Annotated in this window: 23 protein-coding genes; 14 read left to right on the top strand and 9 right to left on the bottom strand. The window is 68.6% G+C overall.

Annotation, left to right across the window (positions count from 1 at the left end; all coding sequences use genetic code 11):
- Positions 1–45: 45 nt before the first annotated feature.
- Positions 46–1,056 (top strand): GlxA family transcriptional regulator, encoded by a 1,011-nt coding sequence (locus ACIRRY_RS17130; protein ID WP_403973037.1) that lies wholly within the window; start codon positions 46–48, stop codon positions 1,054–1,056.
- On the top strand, positions 1,053–1,544 hold the full coding sequence (locus tag ACIRRY_RS17125; protein ID WP_403973035.1) for an LURP-one-related/scramblase family protein: 492 nt from the start codon (positions 1,053–1,055) through the stop codon (positions 1,542–1,544). The genes ACIRRY_RS17130 and ACIRRY_RS17125 overlap by 4 nt, the downstream gene beginning before the upstream one ends.
- Here ACIRRY_RS17125 and ACIRRY_RS17120 read toward each other — a convergent pair.
- A complete protein-coding gene (locus ACIRRY_RS17120) occupies positions 1,541–2,059 on the bottom strand; it encodes a hypothetical protein (RefSeq protein WP_403973033.1) in 519 nt (172 codons plus the stop codon). The two genes, ACIRRY_RS17125 and ACIRRY_RS17120, sit on opposite strands and share 4 nt — an antisense overlap.
- Complete coding sequence (locus tag ACIRRY_RS17115; RefSeq protein ID WP_403973030.1) at positions 2,056–2,856, bottom strand: carbon-nitrogen family hydrolase; 801 nt, start codon at positions 2,854–2,856, stop codon at positions 2,056–2,058. The genes ACIRRY_RS17120 and ACIRRY_RS17115 overlap by 4 nt, the downstream gene beginning before the upstream one ends.
- A 192-nt stretch (positions 2,857–3,048) precedes the next feature.
- Here ACIRRY_RS17115 and ACIRRY_RS17110 point away from each other — a divergent pair, with 192 nt between their 5' ends.
- Positions 3,049–3,873, top strand: a complete 825-nt coding sequence (locus tag ACIRRY_RS17110; RefSeq protein WP_403973028.1) for a maleylpyruvate isomerase family mycothiol-dependent enzyme — start codon at positions 3,049–3,051, stop codon at positions 3,871–3,873.
- An 80-nt stretch (positions 3,874–3,953) separates the two neighbouring features.
- A complete protein-coding gene (locus ACIRRY_RS17105) occupies positions 3,954–4,730 on the top strand; it encodes an SAM-dependent methyltransferase (protein WP_403973619.1) in 777 nt (258 codons plus the stop codon).
- A gap of 68 nt (positions 4,731–4,798) precedes the next feature.
- Here ACIRRY_RS17105 and ACIRRY_RS17100 read toward each other — a convergent pair whose 3' ends face one another.
- Both ACIRRY_RS17100 and ACIRRY_RS17095 read right to left on the bottom strand, forming a co-directional pair.
- Positions 4,799–6,121, bottom strand: coding sequence for a nitrate/nitrite transporter (locus ACIRRY_RS17100; protein WP_403973025.1), 1,323 nt, complete (start codon positions 6,119–6,121; stop codon positions 4,799–4,801).
- A complete protein-coding gene (locus tag ACIRRY_RS17095; RefSeq protein WP_403973023.1) occupies positions 6,118–6,813 on the bottom strand; it encodes a GntR family transcriptional regulator in 696 nt (231 codons plus the stop codon). The genes ACIRRY_RS17100 and ACIRRY_RS17095 overlap by 4 nt, the downstream gene beginning before the upstream one ends.
- A 323-nt stretch (positions 6,814–7,136) precedes the next feature.
- Between ACIRRY_RS17095 and ACIRRY_RS17090 the strand changes: the two genes are divergently transcribed.
- Entirely contained in the window at positions 7,137–8,045 is a 909-nt protein-coding gene (locus ACIRRY_RS17090; protein WP_403973021.1) for a D-alanyl-D-alanine carboxypeptidase family protein, read from the top strand.
- 86 nt (positions 8,046–8,131) lie between these two features.
- On the opposite strand, the gene ACIRRY_RS17085 is transcribed toward ACIRRY_RS17090, so the two are convergent.
- Both ACIRRY_RS17085 and ACIRRY_RS17080 read right to left on the bottom strand, forming a co-directional pair.
- Positions 8,132–8,305, bottom strand: coding sequence for a DUF397 domain-containing protein (locus tag ACIRRY_RS17085; protein WP_403973019.1), 174 nt, complete (start codon positions 8,303–8,305; stop codon positions 8,132–8,134).
- A 5-nt stretch (positions 8,306–8,310) separates the two neighbouring features.
- Positions 8,311–9,189 carry a helix-turn-helix domain-containing protein gene (locus ACIRRY_RS17080; protein WP_403973017.1) on the bottom strand — a complete coding sequence of 293 codons (879 nt, stop codon included), beginning with the start codon at positions 9,187–9,189 and terminating at the stop codon, positions 8,311–8,313.
- A 241-nt stretch (positions 9,190–9,430) separates the two neighbouring features.
- On the opposite strand from ACIRRY_RS17080, the gene ACIRRY_RS17075 reads away from it, so the two are divergent.
- The 8 genes from ACIRRY_RS17075 to ACIRRY_RS17040 all read left to right on the top strand — a co-directional run bounded on the left by ACIRRY_RS17075 (position 9,431) and on the right by ACIRRY_RS17040 (position 14,951).
- Positions 9,431–9,898, top strand: a complete 468-nt coding sequence (locus tag ACIRRY_RS17075; protein ID WP_403973014.1) for an ATP-binding protein — start codon at positions 9,431–9,433, stop codon at positions 9,896–9,898.
- Between the two features lie 28 nt (positions 9,899–9,926).
- Entirely contained in the window at positions 9,927–10,358 is a 432-nt protein-coding gene (locus ACIRRY_RS17070; RefSeq protein ID WP_403973012.1) for a WXG100 family type VII secretion target, read from the top strand.
- 73 nt (positions 10,359–10,431) lie between these two features.
- Positions 10,432–10,749, top strand: a complete 318-nt coding sequence (locus tag ACIRRY_RS17065) for a WXG100 family type VII secretion target (RefSeq protein ID WP_403973009.1) — start codon at positions 10,432–10,434, stop codon at positions 10,747–10,749.
- Positions 10,749–12,485 (top strand): RNase A-like domain-containing protein, encoded by a 1,737-nt coding sequence (locus tag ACIRRY_RS17060; protein WP_403973007.1) that lies wholly within the window; start codon positions 10,749–10,751, stop codon positions 12,483–12,485. The genes ACIRRY_RS17065 and ACIRRY_RS17060 overlap by 1 nt, the downstream gene beginning before the upstream one ends.
- 16 nt (positions 12,486–12,501) lie before the next feature.
- The gene (locus ACIRRY_RS17055) at positions 12,502–13,221 is read left to right on the top strand and encodes a hypothetical protein (RefSeq protein ID WP_403973005.1); all 720 of its coding nucleotides are present in this window, start codon (positions 12,502–12,504) and stop codon (positions 13,219–13,221) included.
- 30 nt (positions 13,222–13,251) lie between these two features.
- Positions 13,252–13,854: a hypothetical protein gene (locus ACIRRY_RS17050; RefSeq protein WP_403973002.1), complete on the top strand. Its 603-nt coding sequence runs from the start codon at positions 13,252–13,254 to the stop codon at positions 13,852–13,854.
- A gap of 10 nt (positions 13,855–13,864) precedes the next feature.
- Positions 13,865–14,206, top strand: coding sequence for an RNase A-like domain-containing protein (locus tag ACIRRY_RS17045; protein ID WP_403973000.1), 342 nt, complete (start codon positions 13,865–13,867; stop codon positions 14,204–14,206).
- 49 nt (positions 14,207–14,255) lie between these two features.
- Positions 14,256–14,951 carry a contact-dependent growth inhibition system immunity protein gene (locus ACIRRY_RS17040; RefSeq protein ID WP_403972998.1) on the top strand — a complete coding sequence of 232 codons (696 nt, stop codon included), beginning with the start codon at positions 14,256–14,258 and terminating at the stop codon, positions 14,949–14,951.
- Positions 14,952–14,994: 43 nt separating this feature from the next.
- On the opposite strand, the gene ACIRRY_RS17035 is transcribed toward ACIRRY_RS17040, so the two are convergent.
- The 3 genes from ACIRRY_RS17035 to pdhA are packed head-to-tail and all read right to left on the bottom strand — an operon-like array spanning position 14,995 to position 18,572.
- Positions 14,995–16,410: a dihydrolipoamide acetyltransferase family protein gene (locus ACIRRY_RS17035; protein WP_403972996.1), complete on the bottom strand. Its 1,416-nt coding sequence runs from the start codon at positions 16,408–16,410 to the stop codon at positions 14,995–14,997.
- A gap of 10 nt (positions 16,411–16,420) precedes the next feature.
- Entirely contained in the window at positions 16,421–17,413 is a 993-nt protein-coding gene (locus ACIRRY_RS17030) for an alpha-ketoacid dehydrogenase subunit beta (protein WP_403972994.1), read from the bottom strand.
- 1 nt (position 17,414) lies between these two features.
- Positions 17,415–18,572 (bottom strand): pyruvate dehydrogenase (acetyl-transferring) E1 component subunit alpha, encoded by a 1,158-nt coding sequence (gene pdhA, locus ACIRRY_RS17025; protein WP_403972992.1) that lies wholly within the window; start codon positions 18,570–18,572, stop codon positions 17,415–17,417.
- A gap of 321 nt (positions 18,573–18,893) precedes the next feature.
- Between pdhA and ACIRRY_RS17020 the strand changes: the two genes are divergently transcribed.
- Complete coding sequence (locus ACIRRY_RS17020) at positions 18,894–19,598, top strand: response regulator (protein ID WP_403972990.1); 705 nt, start codon at positions 18,894–18,896, stop codon at positions 19,596–19,598.
- Positions 19,599–19,628: the final 30 nt, after the last annotated feature.

Genomic DNA, 19,628 nt, shown 5'->3' with positions numbered 1-19,628 from the left:
GCGTGCGGGGTGTCGTAGCGGCCGTACGAGTGCTAGGAATCGCACATGCCGCAAGGATCCTCTCAGCGTCCGCCCACCCGTCCGCACCGGGTCGCCGTGATCGTCGACGAGGGCACCAACCCCTTCGAGGTCGGTGTCGCCACCGAGCTGTTCGGGCTGCCCCGGCCTGAACTCGGGCTCCCCGGGCCCCTGTACGAAGTCCTGGTGTGCGCGCCCACGCGTGAGGTGCGGATGAACCACGGGTTCTTCACCCTCACCGGAGCGCACGGTCTCGACGCGGTGGACTCGGCGGACACCCTCGTCGTGCCGGGCCGGCCCGACAACGTCGTACCGCGCGGTGGTGACGTCCTCGACGCGATTCGGCGTGCTCACGCGCGCGGGGCCCGTGTCATGAGCCTGTGCACCGGGAGTTTCGCGCTCGCCGAGGCCGGGCTGTTGGACGGGCGCCGGGCCACCACGCACTGGATGTGGGCCGACCGCTTCCGCATGCTGCACCCGCGCGTGCGGCTCGAACCGGACGTCCTCTTCGTGGACGACGGCGACATCCTCACCGCCTCCGGCAGCGCCGCCGCGCTCGACCTCGGGCTGCATGTCGTACGGCGGGACCACGGCGCCGAGATCGCCAACGCGGTGTCCAGGAGGCTCGTGTTCGCGGCCCATCGGGACGGTGGGCAACGGCAGTTCGTGGAACGGCCGCTGCCCGACGTGCCCGACGAGTCGCTCGCGCCGCTGCTCGCGTGGGCGCAGGAGCGGCTGGGGGAGCCGTTGACGGTGGCCGGACTGGCCGCCCGCGCGGCCGTCTCCCCCGCCACCCTGCACCGGCGCTTCAGGGCACAGCTCGGGACGACGCCGCTCGCGTGGCTCACCGGGGAGCGGGTGGCCCTGGCCTGCCGGCTGATCGAGCGCGGGGAGGAACGGCTGGACGTGGTGGCCGCGCGGTGCGGGCTCGGCACCGGTGCGAACCTGCGCGTACGGCTGCGGAAGGAGACCGGATTGAGCCCGTCGGCCTATCGGCGGCGTTTCGGACCGGCTGCCGGGGAAGCCGTAATGTCATGAGATTCCTCGTACGCGATCGGATCCTCGGCTTCGGTGAGGATTACTGGATCGAGGACCAGCACGGCAACAAGGTGTTCCTGGTCGACGGCAAGGCCATGCGCATCAGAGACACCTTCGAGCTCAAGGACACGCACGGGCGCGTGCTCATCGACATCCACAAGAAGATGCTCGCCCTGCGCGACACGATGGTCATCGAACGGGACGGTGAGCCCCTGGCGACCATCAAGCGCAAGCGGTTCTCCCTGCTGCGCAACCACTACCGGGTGTCCCTGGTGGACGGCACCGAACTCGACGTCAGCGGCAAGATCCTGGACCGCGAGTTCGGGGTGGACTACGACGGCGAGCTGCTCGCGCAGATCTCCCGGCGCTGGCTGCACGTCCGGGAGACCTACGGCGTCGACATCGTCCGGGAGGACGCGGACGCGGCGCTGCTGATCGCGGTGGCGGTGTGCGTGATCCACCTGGCGGAGAAGGAGCGGGAGGACTAGCCGACGTCCTGGTCGGCGGCTGTGCCGGCGCGGGTCCGGCGGCGTGCCTTGTCCCCGACGTAGCCGCCCGCGACGGCCAGCGCGCCGAAGACCGCGCTGGTCGTCCAGCCGTAGGGGTCGTCCTGCGTCCTGCCCACGAGCCAGATGAACACCGTCACGGGGACCCAGGCGACGAGCATCGTGGCAAGCACTCTGACGGGGCGGGCGGTCGACCAGGAGCCGGCCGACACGGTGTCGTAGCCGATGCGGGTGTAGAGGGCCTGGCGGCGGCGTTCGGCGTGCAGGATCGCCCAGAACAGCAGCCACGCGCACGTGCCGACGAGGACCGTCCGCAGCACCGAGAAGCCCCCGGCGAGCAGGGCGACGAGCAGCGCCGGAACCGTGGCGCAGCCCGCCGGGTATCGGGCGGCGAACGCCTGGGGTGCGGATGGGGGGTTCGCTCCGCCCATGCCGCGGTCCAGGGCCAGGAAGGCGCGTTCGAGCGCGGCCTGGGTGCGCCCGGTTCTGCCGGTCATCGCGCGCGTCCCGGCCGCTCCAGCCCCAGCACCCGGTCCTTCAGCGCCGGGAACTGATCCCGGGTCACCGCCACCTTCCCCGGGTCGAACTCCACCGTGAGGATCTCCTCACCCGCGCCCGCCTCCGCGAGGACCTCGCCCCAGGGATCGACCACGATCGAGTGACCGGCCTGGGGAACTCCGGCGTGCGTACCGGCCGTTCCACATGCGAGGACGAACGACTGGTTCTCGACCGCGCGGGCCTGGGCGAGGAGGGTCCAGTGGGAGCGGCGGCGCTCGGGCCAACCCGCGGAGAGGACGAGGGTCTCGGCGCCCGCGTCGACGAGACCGCGGAAGAGTTCGGGGAAACGGAGGTCGTAGCAGGTGGCAAGACCGAGGGTCGTCCCGGGCAGACGGACCGTCACCAGTTCGCCACCCGCGCCCATCAGCACGGCCTCGCCCTTGTCGAAGCCGAAGCGGTGGATCTTGCGGTAGGCGGCGGCCAGTTCACCGGAGGGGGAGAAGACGAGAGACGTGTTGTAGAGGGGGCCCTCTGGGTCTCGTTCGGGGATCGAGCCCGCGTGCAGCCATACCCCCGCGTCGCTCGCCGCCTTGGCCATCGCCTCGTAGGTCGGCCCTTCGAGCGGCTCGGCCTCCTCGGCGAACCGCTCGTAGGCGAACGCACCCGTGGTCCACAGCTCCGGCAGGACGACCAGGTCGGCCCCGGCCTGCTCGCGGACGAGCGAGGCCACTCGGCCCCGACGGGATTCGACCGATTCGTCCTCTTCTACGGCGATCTGAAGGAGAGAGGCGCGCACACTACCACCGTCCTGGCATTCGACCCGTTCACACGGGCCTACGATCGTCACACGAAAGCACTGCCGGGGTGCCTCACAGCAGCGTAACTTAGCGTTTCGAGACACCCGCCGACAGCCACCTCCCGCTGGCAACGCCGCCATCACCAGACCTGTACCGCCTGACCAGTACCGACCGCCGAGGGGTCCCGTTCCGTGAGTCTGCATCCCACTCTCCAGCCCTACGCCGACGCCTGGACCCACTCCATCGAAGCGATATCCGAGCTGGTGACCCCGCTCGCGGAGGGAGAGTGGAACCGGCGAACGCCGTGCCCGGGCTGGTCGGTGCGCGACGTGGTCTCCCATGTCATCGGGCTGGACAACGAGATGCTCGGCGACCCGCGCCCCATCCACACCCTCCCGCGCGACCTCTACCACGTCACCAACGAACACCAGCGGTACATGGAGATGCAGGTCGACGTCCGACGCCACCACACGGCGCCGGAGATGACGTCGGAGCTGGAGTACACGATCATCCGGCGCAACCGGCAACTGCGCAACGAGTCGCGGGAGCCCGGCCGGACGGTACGCGGCCATGTCAGCACCGAGGTCACGCTCGAAGAGTCCATGCGCACCCACGCGTTCAACATCTGGGTGCACGAGCAGGACCTGCGCGCCGCCCTCGGCCGCCCCGGCAACCTGGACTCGCCCGGCGCGCACATCGCCCGTGACGTGCTCCTCGCCGCGCTCCCGAAGGTGGTCGCCGAGGACTCGGGCGCCCCGCGCAGTTCGGCGGTCGTCTTCGACGTGCACGGCCCGGTCGAGTTCCTCCGTACGATCCGCGTCGACATCCAGGGCCGCGGCACCCTGGAGACGGTCCCCGCGCTCGGCCCCGCCGCGACGCTGATCCTCGACTGGGAGACGTACGTCCGGCTGGCCTGCGGGCGCGTCACCCCCGACGCGGTGGCGGACCGCGTCAAGGCGGACGGCGATCCGGAGCTGTCGGCGTCGATACTGCGGAACTTCGCGGTCACGCGCTAGCACAGCAGGGGGCGGGCGGAGCCGTAGAAATTCGTTGTCGGTGTTCGGGCGGGCGTCGCTAGCCTTCGCGCATGCCTGACATGAGCACCGAAGCCACAGCCCGAGCCGAGGCCGGACCCGACGCCGACGGTCCGCCCCGCCTCACCCGGCTCACCTTCCACGGTCCCCTCTCCGAGGAGCGGGCGACCCGGATCGTACGGCGGCTGGCCGGTGCGGGGCCGCGGACGGTGCTCGATCTGGGCTGCGGCTGGGGCGAGTTGATGCTCCGGGTGCTGACCGCCGTACCGGAGGCACGGGGTACCGGAGTCGACCTGAACGCGCGGGATCTGGAGCGCGGGCGGCGCGGGGCCGGGGCGCGGGGGCTCGCGGAGCGGGTCGCGTTCGTCGAGGAGTCGGCCGTGGGGACGGCGCGCGGGCCGGCCGATCTGGTGCTCTGTGTGGGTGCGAGCCAGGCCCTCAGCTCCGAACTCTCCGAGGCACTGGGTGCGTTGCGGCGGCTCGTCACCGACGGGGGACGGGTGCTGCTCGGCGAGGGGTTCTGGCAACGCCCGCCGACGGCGCCCGAGTTGGCGCGCATGTGGCCGGAGGCATCCGCCGACGACCATCTCGACCTCGCGACGCTCGTCGACCTCGCGGTGGCGGCCGGGTTCCGTCCCGAGTGGGTCGAGACGGCGAACGCGGACGAGTGGGAGGAGTTCGAGGCGGGGTACCAGGCGGACGCGGAGGTGTGGCTCGCCGGGCACGGCGATCACCCCCTGGCCGCCGGGACCCGCGAGCGCCTCGACCGGCACCGGGCCCAATGGATGAGTTACCGGGGCGTGTTGGGGATCGCCTACCTCACTCTCGTACCGGCGTAAGAAAGTCGTGTGAGAGCTGAGTGGGAGCCGTGTGAGAGCCGCGTGAGAGTCAGTGAGAAGGGGCGGGGTCACACGGGCACGTGGACCGTCTCCACCCGGCTCGCCACCAGGCGCTCGCGTTCGCGGCGGGCGGCCCGGCCCCGCAGCCGGAGGATCTGGCTGACGCCGATCGCCTGGAGCACGAAGACCACCGAGAAGGCGATCGAGTAGTTGTCGTGGGTCGCGTCGAGGAGGACGCCGACCGCGAACAGCGTCGTCATCGAGGCCGTGAAACCACCCATGTTGGTGATTCCGGAGGCGGTGCCCTGACGCTCCGGCGGGTTGGCCGGGCGGGCGAAGTCGAAGCCGAGCATCGAGGCGGGACCGCAGGAACCGAGCACGGCGCACAGCGCGATCAGCAGCCACATCGGCGCGTGCTCACCGGGGTAGACGAGGACGACCGCCCAGATGAACGCCGTAGCGCCGACCGTGCCCAGCGCGAGCGGCAGCCGCGCGGTGTGGTGCCGGGCGACGATCTGGCCGTAGACCAGACCCACCATCATGTTGGACAGGACGACGAGGGTGAGGAGTTCGCCGGCGGTGGCGCGGGACAGGCCCTGGGCCTGGACCAGGAACGGCAGGCCCCACAGGAGCAGGAACACCATCGCCGGGAACTGGGTGGTGAAGTGCACCCAGAGGCCGAGACGGGTGCCCGGTTCGCGCCAGGAGGCGGCGATCTGGCGGCGGACGTAGGCCGCGCCGCGGTGCGGGAAGGGCTCCGGTTCATGGCCCTCGGGGTGGTCCTTCAGGAACAGCAGCAGCAGGACGAGGACCACGACCCCCGCGAGCGCGCTGCCCGCGAAGGCGGCCGTCCAGCCGATGCCGTGCAGCAGACGGGCGATCACCAGGGTGGAGACGAGGTTTCCGGCCATTCCCGCGAGGCCCGCGAGCTGCGCGACCATCGGCCCGCGCCGCGCCGGGAACCAGCGGGTGCCGAGCCGCAGCACGCTGATGAACGTCATCGCGTCGCCGCAGCCGAGCAGCGCGCGGGAGGCGAGGGCGGTGCCGTAGGAGGGGGAGAAGGCGAAGCCCAACTGGCCCGCGGTGAACAGCACCACCCCGATGGTCAGCACCTTCTTGGTGCCGAGGCTGTCGACGAGCAGGCCGACGGGTATCTGCATGCCCGCGTAGACCAGCAGTTGGAGGATCGAGAAGGTGGAGAGGGCGGAGGCGTTGACGTGGAAGCGCTCGGCCGCGTCGAGGCCGGCGACCCCCAGGGACGTACGGAAGATGACGGCGACGAAGTAGACGGAGACGCCGATGCCCCACACGGCGAGGGCGCGGCGGCCGCCGGGCGGATCGCCGGGGAGGGAGAGGGACGCACTGGAACTGCTGCCGCTGCTGCCGCTCATCGGACCTCGCCCCGGGCCAGGTGGGAGAACCAGTCGACGTGCTGATGGACGATCTCCACGGCCGCCTCGGCGTCCCCGGTGCGCAGCGCGTCGAGGATCGCCGCGTGCTCGGTGAGCGTCTTGGCGATGCGGTCGGGGTGGGAGTGCATGATGGCGACGCCCATCCGCAGTTGCCGGTCGCGGAGTTGGTCGTAGAGGCGGGAGAGGATCTCGTTGCCGCCGCTGCGGACGATCTCGGCGTGGAAGCAGCGGTCGGTGACGGCGGCGCCGGCCAGGTCGCCCGCGGCGGCCTGCTCCCGCTGCCGCTCCAGGAGTTCCTCGAGCCGCGCGATGAGGGTCGGTGACGCCGGCACGACCTTGCGGACCGCGTGCTGCTCGACCAGCATCCGGGTCTCCACCACGTCCGCGATCTCCTGCGAGGAGACAGGCAGGACGAGAGCGCCCTTCTTCGGGTAGAGCCGGATCAGCCCCTCGACCTCCAGGCGCAGCAGCGCCTCGCGCACGGGTGTCCGTGACACTCCGACGGCCTCGGCCAGCTCGCCCTCGGTGAGGAGGGTGCCGCCCTCGTAACGCCGGTCCAGGACACCCTGTTTGACGTGGGTGTAGACGCGGTCGGCGGCGGGCGGTTGCTTGACGGCGAGTGCGGACGGACCGGGTGCGGCGAGGGACGGGGAGGGGGACGGGTACGGCATGAGGACAGCATAGATACAACACGTACGCATGAGGACGGTCGTCCAGGATGCGGACGGAACCAAGGGGGACCGGCTGGAACCGGGGACGGCCGGGGTTGCGTCTATGGGTGTGCGTTTCCGCGGCCGGGACCCGGACGGAAGTCGGCCGGAACCCGGGCGGAGCGCGGCCGGTTCTCGGGGGCGTTTCACACATTCGGGGAACCCGGCCCAGCAACCGCACAACCTTCTGTGCTACTTACGTGTCACACACGTGCGGCCCTCTTCTTTCCCCCCTCCAACTGGGCCGTTCCTCAGGGGCATTCAACGTATTCGGGGTACCTCAGTTGATTACTGCCATTACCGGCATCAAGGGCAGCCGCTTCCGCAGAGCCGCCGCGGTCACCGTGACCGCGGGCGCCGTGCTCGCGACCGGCGCCCTGACCGCGGCACCCGCGCAGGCCGTCACGAAGCCGACGATCGTGGCCGCGGGCGGTTTCGTGATGAACAACGCGACCGGCAAGGCGCTCTACACGAAGGCCGCGGACACCAAGCGGTCGACGGGCTCCACGACGAAGATCATGACCGCGAAGGTCGTTCTCTCCCAGTCGAACCTCAACCTCGACGCCAAGGTCACCATCGCCAAGGCGTACAGCGACTACATCGTCGCCAACACCGCCTCCTCCGCCCACCTGATCGTCGGCGACAAGGTCACCGTCCGTCAGCTCCTCTACGGCCTGATGCTGCCGTCGGGCTGCGACGCGGCGTACGCCCTGGCCGACAAGTTCGGCACGGGCACGACGCGGGCCGCGCGCGTGAAGTCGTTCATCGCGAAGATGAACTCGACGGCCAAGACGCTCGGCCTGACGAACACGAAGTTCGACTCGTTCGACGGCATCGGCAACGGCAACAACTACTCGACGCCGCGCGACCTGACGAAGCTCGCCAGCAACGTGATGAAGAACGCCACGTTCAAGACGGTCGTCAAGACGAAGTCGTACAAGGCCAAGACGATCACGAAGACCGGCAGCACCCGCACGATGGCTGCCTGGACCAACACGAACACCCTGCTCAGCAGCTACAGCGGCACCATCGGCGTGAAGACCGGCTCCGGCCCCGAGGCCAAGTACTGCCTCGTCTTCGCCGCCACCCGCAACGGCAAGACGGTCATCGGCACGGTCCTCGCGTCGTCCTCCGTCACCCAGCGCGCGACGGACGCGACGAAGCTCCTGAACTACGGCTTCGCGACGATCTGACGTTCGTTCAGCCTGCTTGTCAGTACAGAGGGGCCTGCCGCATGCCAGCGGCGGGCCCCTCGGTGCGTTCAGTGAGTTCAGTGCGTTCAGTGTTTTATGAACGCGGCCCAGGTGGCGGGGGTGAGCCGGAGTATGGGGCCGTCGGGTGACTTGGAGTCGCGGACGGCGATGGTGGTGGGGTTGTTGCGGGCGACTTCGACGCATTCCTGACCGGCGTTCCCGCCGCTGTAGCTGGACTTGACGAACTCGAATGCGGGCACGCCGGCTACGTCTCCTTCAGGATCGCGTCGATCAGTCTGACCGAGTTCTGCCCCGCGAGGCCCAACCGCGTGATCCGGTCGAAGAGCCCGTTGTGGTGGTCGGCATCAGTATCGCTCTCCAGCCAGACGGTCGACGAGGTGGTATCCACGTGGACCACGTCCAGTGCACCCGGCTCGGCGAACGACACGATGGTGAAGGCGCTCGTCATCCCCGGATGCGCACCTGCCAGGTAGGGCAGCACCTGGAGCTTCACGTTCGGTCGGCGTGCCATGTCCAGCAGATGCCCCAGCTGGGCCCGCATGACCTCACGCCCGCCCACGAGTTGACGCAGTGCGGCCTCGTGCACAACCGCCCACAGTTCCAGCGGGGCATCTCCGTGCAGCCGAGCCTGTCGCGCCATCCTGGACTCGACAAACGGCTCGATCTCGTCCGGATCCTCCCAGTGGCCGTTGCCGACCGCGAGTGCCCGTGCATAGTCCGGTGTCTGCAACAACCCAGGGACAACGGCCAGTTGCCATGTGCGGATGTTGGTGGCGATGTCCTCCAACGCCACGTACTCGACCATCGCCTCCAGTTGCGGGTACTGGTTCCACCAGCCGTGCGCTTTGCGCCGCTCACGGTCCGCCTTCGCGAGGGCAAACAGCTTGCCGATCACGACCTCGTCGCTCTCGCCATACAAGTGACACAGCGCCCTGACGTCGGGGTCGCGCATCGGCACCTGCCCACGCTCGATCTTCGCGACCTTGGTCACTGAGGCCGTCAACGCTTCGGCGGCATGCGACTGACGCAGGTCACGCGCCTCCCGCATCCGAAGCAGCTCGCCACCGAGCCTGCGGCCCAACACCGTGGTCACCGTCCGCCCGCGGTCAGGGTTGTTGCCCATAAAGCGTTCCTCCCCATGAGTCGCCCCAGTCTGTAGCCCTCCGGAAGCAACTCACAACCAAGGCAGGAAATTTTCTGCCTGATAGTAGTTGCTGCCGAATGCCGTGGAGCGCTACCGTCAGTGCACAACAAGCCACCCAGTGAAACCGGTTGGCGGAAGTGCACCGTGCTGCCCACACCCGGCACGGCAACGCCACCCCACCTGGCCCCCGTCCCCACATCGCTCACGGAGGTGCGTCCCGGTGACCGACTCCTGTCCTCCCGGACTCCCCAAGCCCAACGGCCCCTACGACCACTACGACGCCGTCACCTACACCCCGTACCCGAGCAGCATCCCCCGCGCCCGCAGACACGTCGCCCACCTCACCACCGCCTGGGGCCACCCCCGCTCCGCCGCCGACGCGGCCCTGCTGGCAAGCGAGTTGTGCACGAACGCCCTACTCCACGGGTGCCTACGGGACCGTCTGTTCCGCGTGGAGACGTCCCTCACCGGCAACGCCCTGCGCGTCGCGGTGACGGACCCGAGGGGCGAACGGCTCCCGTACCCCCAAACCTCCACCCCCGACGACCAGTTCGGTCGCGGCCTGCTCATCGTCCGTGCGCTCGCCGCCCGTTGGAACGTGGAGAAGCTCACCGTCGGCAAGACCGTGTGGGCCGAGCTGGACATCACTGCGAACCGTAGGATTATTGCAACAGCAAGTGACGTGTGAGGCAGACGCGATGGGGCGGGGATACGGCATGGCAGTGCCCGGAACCGGTGCGGGCCAGGGCGGCGGCCCCGACCTGCGCGTGACGTCCTCTGGCCTCACCAAGCTCGCCGGTGACCTCGACGACATGCAGGACCACCTCGACAAGCAGGTCAGACGGATGGACGCGATCGTCGACCGCATCGAGGCCGGCTGGCGCGGCCCCGCGGCGACGGCGTACCGCGAGTTCCACCGCGCGGCGACCGAGGACGCCGTACGCATCCGCGAAGTGATGAAGCTGCTGGAGCAGGCCGTGCGGATGAGCCGGGACGGTTTCTCCGCGCACGACATCGAGGTGCTGGAGCAGATGCGGAAGATCCAGGTGAACGTCACCAGCGAGGTCGACAAGCTGTCCACGCCGAACGCGGAGGCGACGGGCGGCGATACGCCGACTCCGCCCCGCAGCAGCCTCGACTCCTTCTGATCGTTCTGCACTCGAACCGCCAAGTACCCATCGCCCAGCCGTAGTTGCCAACCGACCGATATCCAGGGGGATCATGTCGACCGGGGCTTCAGCCGACGACGACCACATAGCCGTCTCCTTCGCCACCCTCCACGACCTCGCCACCGAGTTGGAGGACATCCTCAAGCAGCTCAACACCAAACTCGACGACCTCTACGACCGCGCCGAGCCGGTCGTCCTGTCGTGGAAGGGCGAGGCCCGCGAGGTCTTCGTCGAGAAGCTGGACGAGTGGGACCGCTCGGCAGAGGATCTGCAGGCCGCGCAGAAGTGGCTGCACGCGTACGTCACCACCGGTCACGCGAACTACTCGGCGGCGCATCGGGCGGTGCTGCGCGGCTGGGGGGCGGCCTGATGGCAGACCGGCCGAGTGACGCCGAACGCCAGGCGGAACGGGACCAGTTGAGAACGGCTGCCCCCGACGCGGGTGGTGGTTTCGATGTGCAGCCCGCGCACCTGTACTACACGTCGACGGTCGTACGAGACGGGCAGTTCGACTACGACAAGGGCGCGACCACACTCGTCGGCGCCCTCAATGCCTACAGCCAGTCGGCGGGCACCGGATGGGGCCCGGACTCCTTCGCCAAGCTCTACATGCAGATCGCCGAGAAATTCGTCAAGGTCTGGGCGGCGAGCGTGGTGAGCGTCGGTGGCGTCGCGGTCGGTCTGACCATGACGGCCAACAACTACCAGCAGGCGGACTGGTCCTCGCGCGGCATGTACGGCCCGTCGCCCCGCCGCACTCCACCCGCCGTCATCGACAAAGAGCCCGACTACGGGAAGATCAACGACATCAAGTGGAGCGGTACCGGCGAGGACGCCGACTCCTGGGCGATCTCCGGCGCGCTCGGTGAGATCCCGGACTTCCTCGCGGACATCGCACGGCCGGCTATCGAGTACGGGCTCAACCTCGGCAAGACCCACGAGATCACCCCGGGCGCACGCGACGACGACCTCAAGGGGATGGCCACCGCATGGCGGGAGGCGGCGGGTACCGCGCTGAAGGCGGGCGACAACTTCACCGCCACGATCGACTACTTGACCTCCCCACAGGGCAACAGCGAATGGCAAGGCGCGATGAAGTCGTTCTGCCAGTCGCTCTGGGGGACCACCGCCTGGGGCCGCAACCGTGACGCGCAGGGCAACATCGCGCAGCAGGGTGGCCGAAGTTGGAAGACATCGGGAACGGTGGCACCCACGCAACGCCGACCGATCCTGGAGGTGCTGCACCACACCGCCGACACCATCCAAAAGACCTGCGACGACCTGGCCCAGGTCGTGCGTGCCTGCCGGACGACCACCGAGAACCTCGCCAAGACGGCGGCCAAGGGGATGGTCGTGGATCTGACGACCGGACTCGACCCGCTGGAACTGTTCAAACTCGCGGCCACCGACATGTTCGGCGAGTTGGTGATGGCGTTCCGCAGGCACATGGACCGGCAGGCCGCGGACAAGGCCGTCGAGATCTACCAGCAGGCTTTCAGCGACGCCGCTGCCAAACTCCTCCAACTGGACTGGGAGTTGGACGAGGCGCTCAGGAGCGCGCCCACGTTCGACGCGGAGGAGGCCAGGGCCGAGGCCTTCGGCGCACGGGCCCTCAACGATTTCAAGAACGAACACAAGTGGACCGTGCCGAACGACTCGGCGGGAAACCACAGGTACCCCCTCGATCTGGCGAACCAGGAATACATCGAGAACTCGCACGGCGTTGACAAGCACATCGGGAAATCCGACGCACAGCTCGTGCAGCGGTTGCGCGACCAGAGCAATATCCCCGCGGCATCCACCTTCAAGAATCTGACTGATGCCCAGAAGTTCACCCAGCTGGCCATCGACAAGAACCAGGACGCGATCAGCGACTACCTGGACGACGGGCCTCCATATCAGCCGCCGAACAAGACCTTCACCTATCTTGATCCTCAGGGCCCGTTGACCGGTAGCAGCATTACCAAGAACGAGTACCAACAAGCACTCGCTGCGCACCGGGAACCGAACGTGGTCCAGTCGCACGGCGTGCAGATCCGAGTGAAACCCGCCCCAGGTATGGACCCTCCGTTCACGCTCATCACCTCCACGCCCACTGACACCTGAGGAACGACAGAACAGCATGCTTGAGGAAGAGACGATCAACCACTTCCGCTTCGCGGGAGCGAGGACGCTGCTGTCGGTGTTCCGTTATCGCACCCCCGATCCGGTCGAGGAACACACGGCCGCACTGGAGCCGACGCTGCGGTCCCTGTGGCTCGCGGCCAAGAGAGGCGGAAGAAACCTCTACGAGGTCGCCGCCGAGGTACGCCTGATGGCCGATGCCTTGGAGCCGAGCTTCGCAGGCACCGCGGTGGTACCCGACGACCTGAGAGAGATGACGGCGGGGTGGGAGACGGACGAACCATGGACGGTACTGCGGGACATCGCCATGCACACCGAGTCCTGGAAGTCGGGCTTCGTCACCAAGCTTTCCCGAGCCGTCCCCACAAGCCAGGAACTCGCCTTCCGTTTCCCTCAATTGACCGAATTCCTGTCGAACTACTACGGTCAGGACGGAATCGCCACCGAGGACGACATGACCGAGTCCGAGGGACTCCACCTCTTCATGGAGGAATGCCACCGCCATCCCATCTGCCTGTGGTATCTCCCCCCTCTCGTGGCAGAGTGCACGGAAGCACTGACCATCTTCCACAGCGAGGAATCACTGCACCGGTTCTTCGAGGTCGAACACGGCCTGGGATCAGGAACCCTTGACTGGTCGGACTGGCTACCGCTCATCGTCGAGACTTTCACCACCCACATGCGCGAAGAGCACCCGCTTCACTGGGTTTCCGCGTAGGTCACCCATGCACCGATCCCGGAAGAGCCGATGACAACAGCGCCGGATGCCGAGGCCTGGGCCGCGGCGCTCACCATGTACGAGCGACGGTACTCGTACGTCCTGGTGGGACCTCGGACACACCAGCACTGGGTGCAGGACGTGGCGGCGGTCATGCGGCGGGAGCCGACGGATCCCCGGTCCTGGAAGTGGATCGACGCCGATGAAGGCGCCGAGGAACGCCTGGAGGACCCGTTCTTCCCCTTCGTCCTGCCGCCTTCCGACCCGCAAGGCGTCGCGGCTTGGCAGGTCGCCCTGTCGACGGTGCCCCGGATGTCGGTGGAGCGGCTGCTCGTCATGCTGGCCACCACCTGGCTGGATGTTCCCAGCGAACGCGCCCGCAATCACTTCGAGACCCGCCGACCGAAACTCGAACACAACGCCCGGACGATCCTCGCCCACTTCCCGGAAGAGGCATCCTTTTACACGAACAGCGGTTACCCGGGCTCGCACGGCGAGCGCCCGGCCGACGCCCCGGACTTCTACGACGCGACCACCGGCTGCACTCCTTTCTCCCGCTACGACTGGGATCTCGGAATGATCGCGGTGTCCGAGCACGAAGTCGGTATCTTCTGGTCCTTCGACGCAACCTGAGGGGACTTTCATGACCGACCGGGACGACACAGGGCTCACCACGTCCGCCGCGGTCCGGACCCGCTCCGCCACCTACCCCGACCACGAAACCGCCCAATGGGCCACCCAACAGGTCGTCACCACCAACGAGCAGTCAATCCACCGCTGGCTCGCCCAGTCCACCCGCCCCCGCCTGACCATCGAAGCCTCCTGGCCCTCCCGCCCCGAACCGGTCGGACGGGTCCTCCTCCAAGCGATGATGCTGGCCGGACGGGACCCGGTGGACGTCCGCGCGGCCCGGGTGATCCTGAAGCGGGACGCGTCCCGGCCGCACGGCTTCGCCGTCCACGCCACGTTCCCCGTCTACCTGTAACCCCATAACGATCCACCCGTAGCGACCCGATCCGTAGAGGCTGATCCCCGTGCCCCTGAGCCCCCTCGAACACGACCGCCGCTACGGCGAGTTGGACCAGGTGGTCCGTGCCTACGCCGGTCAGCCGGCCGACGACACCCCGGACAAGCCGAGCCAGGCCCTGACCGCCTACCTCCGCCACACCTGGCACAGCCGGCCGTGGGCCCTCGCCACCGCCGAACGGCAACTCCGGGAGTACGCCGACAACCCGCCGGGCCGACTCCGCCTGCACCTCGGCGAGTTCTACGCCATCCCGGACGTGGGGCTCCCCGAGGGCGAGATCCAGCGGTGGCTGTACTGCCTCGCCGATCACATCAAGCACAGCGTCGAGGAAGGCGAGGTCCCGCCACCGGCCGGCCCCGCCACCCACTGGGAATGGCACGCCCGCTTCCCGGAACTCGGCCAGTTCCTCGGCGGCTGGTTCTCGCAGGACATGCCGGACGAGTTCGACGACCACGACTCGGCGGTCGACGACTACCGGAGCGCCACCGACCCACAGCTCATCGCCCGCTTCAGCGGCGAACTGCACGAACTGCTCGCCCTGGACCTCGACGAGTCCGACTACGCCCTCGCCGTCGCCGAGTTGGGCATGGAGGTCGATCCGCCGGCGCCGTACTCACCGAGCGGTTGGCTCGCGCTGGTCGCCGACCGGTTGACCGTGCCGCGCGCCGACTACGGGACCCCGACCCCGGCGCAAGAGGACTGAGCCGCGCACCCCTCACGGAGATGCGCGGCCCTGACCGCTACCGCTACCCCCAGGTGATCAACCGCTTCGGCTGCTCCAGAATCGCCGCCACATCCGCCAGCACCTTCGACCCCAACTCCCCGTCCACCAACCGGTGATCGAAGGACAACGCCAGGGTCGTCACCTGACGGGGCTTCACCTTGCCCTTGTGGACCCACGGTTGGAGTTTGATCGTGCCGATCGCGAGGATCGCGGACTCGCCGGGGTTCAGGATCGGTGTGCCGGTGTCGATGCCGAAGACGCCGACGTTGGTGATGGTGACCGTGCCGCCCTGCATCGCCGCCGGGGACGTCTTGCCGTCCCTCGCCGTGGATACCAACTCGCCCAAGGAATCCGCCAGTTGCGGCAGCGTCTTCGCGTGGGCGTCCTTGATGTTCGGGACGATCAGGCCGCGCGGGGTCGCCGCCGCGATGCCGAGGTTGACGTAGTGCTTGAGGACGATCTCCTGGGCGGCCTCGTCCCAGGACGCGTTGATGTCCGGGTTGCGCTTGATGGCCACCAGCAATGCCTTGGCGATCAGGAGCAACGGGTTCACCCGTAGGCCCTGAAGGTCCTTGTCCTCCTTCAGTTCCTCTACCAGCTTCATCGTCCGCGTCACGTCCACCGTCACGAACTCCGTGACATGCGGTGCCGTGAACGCAGAGCCGACCATCGCCGCCGCCGTCGCCTTGCGGACACCCTTCACCGGGACACGGGTCTCCCGGGCCGCGGTGTCGTACGTCGCGGAAGGCACCGGAGCAACCAAAGGCGCGACCGGCTCGGGGGCCTGAACCGCCACCGGTGCCACCGCCGCGTGCACATCCTCGCGCGTGATGACCCCGTCCGGGCCCGACGGGGTCACCGTCGCCAGGTCGACCCCCAGGTCCTTCGCCAGCTTGCGCACCGGCGGCTTGGCCAGCGGGCGGGATGCCACAACTGCCCCAGCCACATGGCCGTTCAGCTCCGCCTGGACCGCCGCCTTCTCCGTCGACGCCTCCTGGGCCGGGATCTCCGCACCCTTGCGGGGCCGGCGCTTCGTCACGGACGTGGAGACTCCGTAGCCCACCAGCACCGGCGTCCGGGCAACCGGCTTCGCCTCCTCCACCGGAGTCACCGGAGCCACCGGGGTTACCGGCGTCTCAGTGGCCGCCTCGGCCGGAGCCTCGGTGGCCGAACCCGCCACCGCCACCGCGATGATGGACATGCCCACCGCCACCGTCGTCCCCTCGGGGAAGCGGAGTTCGTGGACCACACCGTCGTACGGGATGGGGAGTTCCACCGCCGCCTTCGCCGTCTCCACCTCGCAGACGATCTGGCCGTCGGTGACGGTGTCGCCGGGCTGGACGTACCACTTGAGGATCTCGGCCTCGGTGAGGCCCTCGCCCACGTCCGGCATCTTGAACTCGCGTACGGACGCTTCAGCTTCAGTCATCGTCGTCACGACCCTCTCCTCAGTACGCCAGAGCGCGGTCGACGGCGTCGAGCACCCGGTCCAGGCTCGGCAGGTACTCCTCCTCCAGGCGGGCCGGCGGGTACGGGGCGTGATAGCCGCCGACCCTGAGCACCGGGGCCTCCAGGTGGTAGAAGCAGCGCTCCGTGATGCGGGCCGCGATCTCGCCGCCGGAGCCGAAGAACACCGGTGCCTCGTGGACCACGACCAGGCGGCGGGTCTTCTCGACCGAGGTCTGGATCGCGTCGAAGTCCAGCGGGGACACCGAGCGCAGGTCGAGAATCTCCAAGGACCTGCCCTCCTCGGCGGCCGCGTCGGCGACCTCCTGGCAGAGCTTCACCATCGGGCCGTAGGCGGCGAGAGTGAGGTCCGTGCCCTCGCGGACCACGCGGGCCTTGTGGAGGGGGTCGGGGATGGCCTCCGTGTTGACCTCGCCCTTGTCCCAGTAGCGCCGCTTCGGCTCGAAGAAGATCACCGGGTCGTCGCTCTGGATGGCCTGCTGCATCATCCAGTAGGCGTCCGACGAGTTCGACGGGCTGACGATCTTCAGGCCCGGGACGTGGGCGAACAGCGCCTCGGGGGACTCCGAGTGGTGTTCGACCGCGCCGATGCCGCCGCCGTAGGGGATGCGTACGACGACCGGCATCTTCACCTTGCCCAGGGAGCGGGCGTGCATCTTGGCGAGCTGGGTGACGATCTGGTCGTAGGCCGGGAAGACGAAGCCGTCGAACTGGATCTCCACGACCGGGCGGTAGCCGCGGAGGGCGAGGCCGATGGCGGTGCCGACGATCCCGGATTCGGCGAGGGGGGTGTCGACCACCCTGCGTTCGCCGAAGTCCTTCTGGAGGCCGTCCGTGACGCGGAAGACGCCGCCGAGTTTGCCGACGTCCTCGCCCATGATGAGGACCTTGGGGTCGGACTCCAGGGCGGCGCGCAGCGATTCGTTGATCGCCTTGGCCAGCGGCAGGTTCTTGAACGTCGTGGTCTCCGCCATGTCACTTACCCCCCTCTTCGTCCGCGAACGACGCCTGGTAGGCGGCGAACTGGGCCCTCTCCTCGTCGACGAGCGCGTGCCCGTCCGCGTACACGTGCTCGAAGAGTGCGAACCGGTCCGGGTCCGGCATGGCACGGACCGCTTCGCGCACTCGCCTGCCCAACGCCTCGCTCTCCGCTTCGAGTTCCGCGAAAAATCCCTCATTCGCGTGGTTTGCGGCTTCGAGATACCGGTGCAGGCGCAGGATCGGGTCCTTCGCCTCCCAGGCCTCGCGCTCCTCGTCGGCGCGGTACTTGGTCGGGTCGTCGGAGGTGGTGTGCGCGCCCATGCGGTACGTGTACGCCTCGACGAGCGTCGGACCCTCGCCGTTGCGGGCCCGCTCCAGCGCCCACTTGGTGACGGCGAGACAGGCCAGGACGTCGTTGCCGTCGACGCGGACGCCCGGGAAGCCGTAGCCCTGTGCGCGCTGGTAGAGCGGGACGCGGGTCTGCTTCTCGGTGGGCTCGGAGATGGCCCACTGGTTGTTCTGGCAGAAGAACACGACCGGGGCGTTGTAGACGGCCGAGAAGGTGAACGACTCGGCCACGTCGCCCTGGCTGGAGGCGCCGTCCCCGAAGTACGCGATGACGGCGCTGTCGGCGCCGTCCATGGTCACGCCCATCGCGTAGCCCGTGGCGTGCAGCGTCTGCGAGCCGATGACGATCGTGTACAGGTGGAAGTTGTTCGTGTTCGGGTCCCAGCCGCCGTGGTTGACGCCCCGGAACATGCCGAGCAGGTTGGTCGGGTCGACCCCGCGGCACCAGGCGACGCCGTGCTCGCGGTAGGTCGGGAAGACGTAGTCGTCCTCGCGGGTGGCCCGCCCGGAGCCGATCTGGGCGGCCTCCTGGCCGAGCAGCGACGCCCACAGGCCCAGCTCGCCCTGGCGTTGCAGGGCGGTGGCCTCGGCGTCGAAGCGGCGGGTGAGCACCATGTCGCGGTACAGGCCGCGGAGCTCATCGGGGGTGATGCCGGCGACGTACTTGTCGTACGGGGCGGTCTTCGCGTTCTTGACTCGCTTGCCCTCGGGCGTCAGCAGCTGGACGAGGTCCGGGTCGGCGCCCTTGGCCTTGCTTCCGGCGCTGCGTCGCGGCTTGCGCGGGGCAGTGCTCTCCACGGTCACGTGTGCTCCTCCGTCGGTCCGGCTCCCCGGGTTCGCCGGGTGCCAGTGCGGCTCACCTGCGCCCCACGGACGCACAGGGTGGGTGCGGTTCGTCGGGAGCAGGCGTGACAGGTGCCCCGGCGAGCGCCCTGCAACAGGCACGTTACCCAGTGCTCCACAATTCTGTGAAACCCCTCCTGACCTGCGATTTTGCTTGGATTTCCAAGTAAATCGGCAAAGTCGGGAACAAGTCCTGGTCACAGCCTTGCAGGGGGCCGGAACAACGGCACGTTATCCCGCTCACCTCGGGCACGGGAAGAGGCTGTATGTGAGACTTCCCGCGTGAGCGAAAACGGAAAAATCAGCGTTTTTCTCCTCGATGACCATGAAGTCGTCCGGCGTGGCGTCCACGACCTGCTCTCCTTCGAGGACGACATCGAGGTGGTCGGCGAGGCCGGTACGGCGGCCGACGCGCTGGTGCGGATCCCGGCCGTGCGCCCCGATGTCGCGATCCTCGACGTACGGCTCCCGGACGGCAGCGGGGTCGAGGTGTGCCGGGAGATCCGCGCCCGGGACGACTCCGTGAAGTGCCTGATGCTCACCTCCTACGCGGACGACGAGGCCCTCTTCGACGCGATCATGGCGGGTGCCTCCGGGTACGTCCTCAAGGCCATCCGGGGGACCGAACTGCTGAGCGCCGTTAGGGATGTCGCGGCCGGCAAGTCGCTGCTCGACCCGGTGGCGACCGCCCGGGTGCTGGAGCGGCTGCGCAACGGCGGCGCCAAGCCGGACGACAAGTTCGACGGGCTCACCGACCAGGAGCGCCGGATCCTCGACCTGATCGGGGAGGGGCTCACCAACAGGGCGATCGGCGAGCGGCTGCACCTCGCGGAGAAGACCATCAAGAACTACGTGTCGAGTCTGCTTTCCAAACTCGGTATGGAGCGGCGTTCGCAGGCGGCTGCCTATGTGGCACGGAGACAGGGACAGGCACAGGGACAGGCACAGAGTCAGGCACGGAGTCAGGTCGAGCAGCAGCGGCATTAGGGACCAAAGACCCTCCTCCAGGAGGCCGTG

The sequence above is a fragment of the Streptomyces sp. NPDC101776 genome, from assembly GCF_044766845.1.
Lineage (GTDB): Bacteria > Actinomycetota > Actinomycetes > Streptomycetales > Streptomycetaceae > Streptomyces.
The sequence above is the reverse complement of the archived record's forward strand: the minus strand, read 5'-3'. Positions and strand labels throughout refer to the sequence as shown.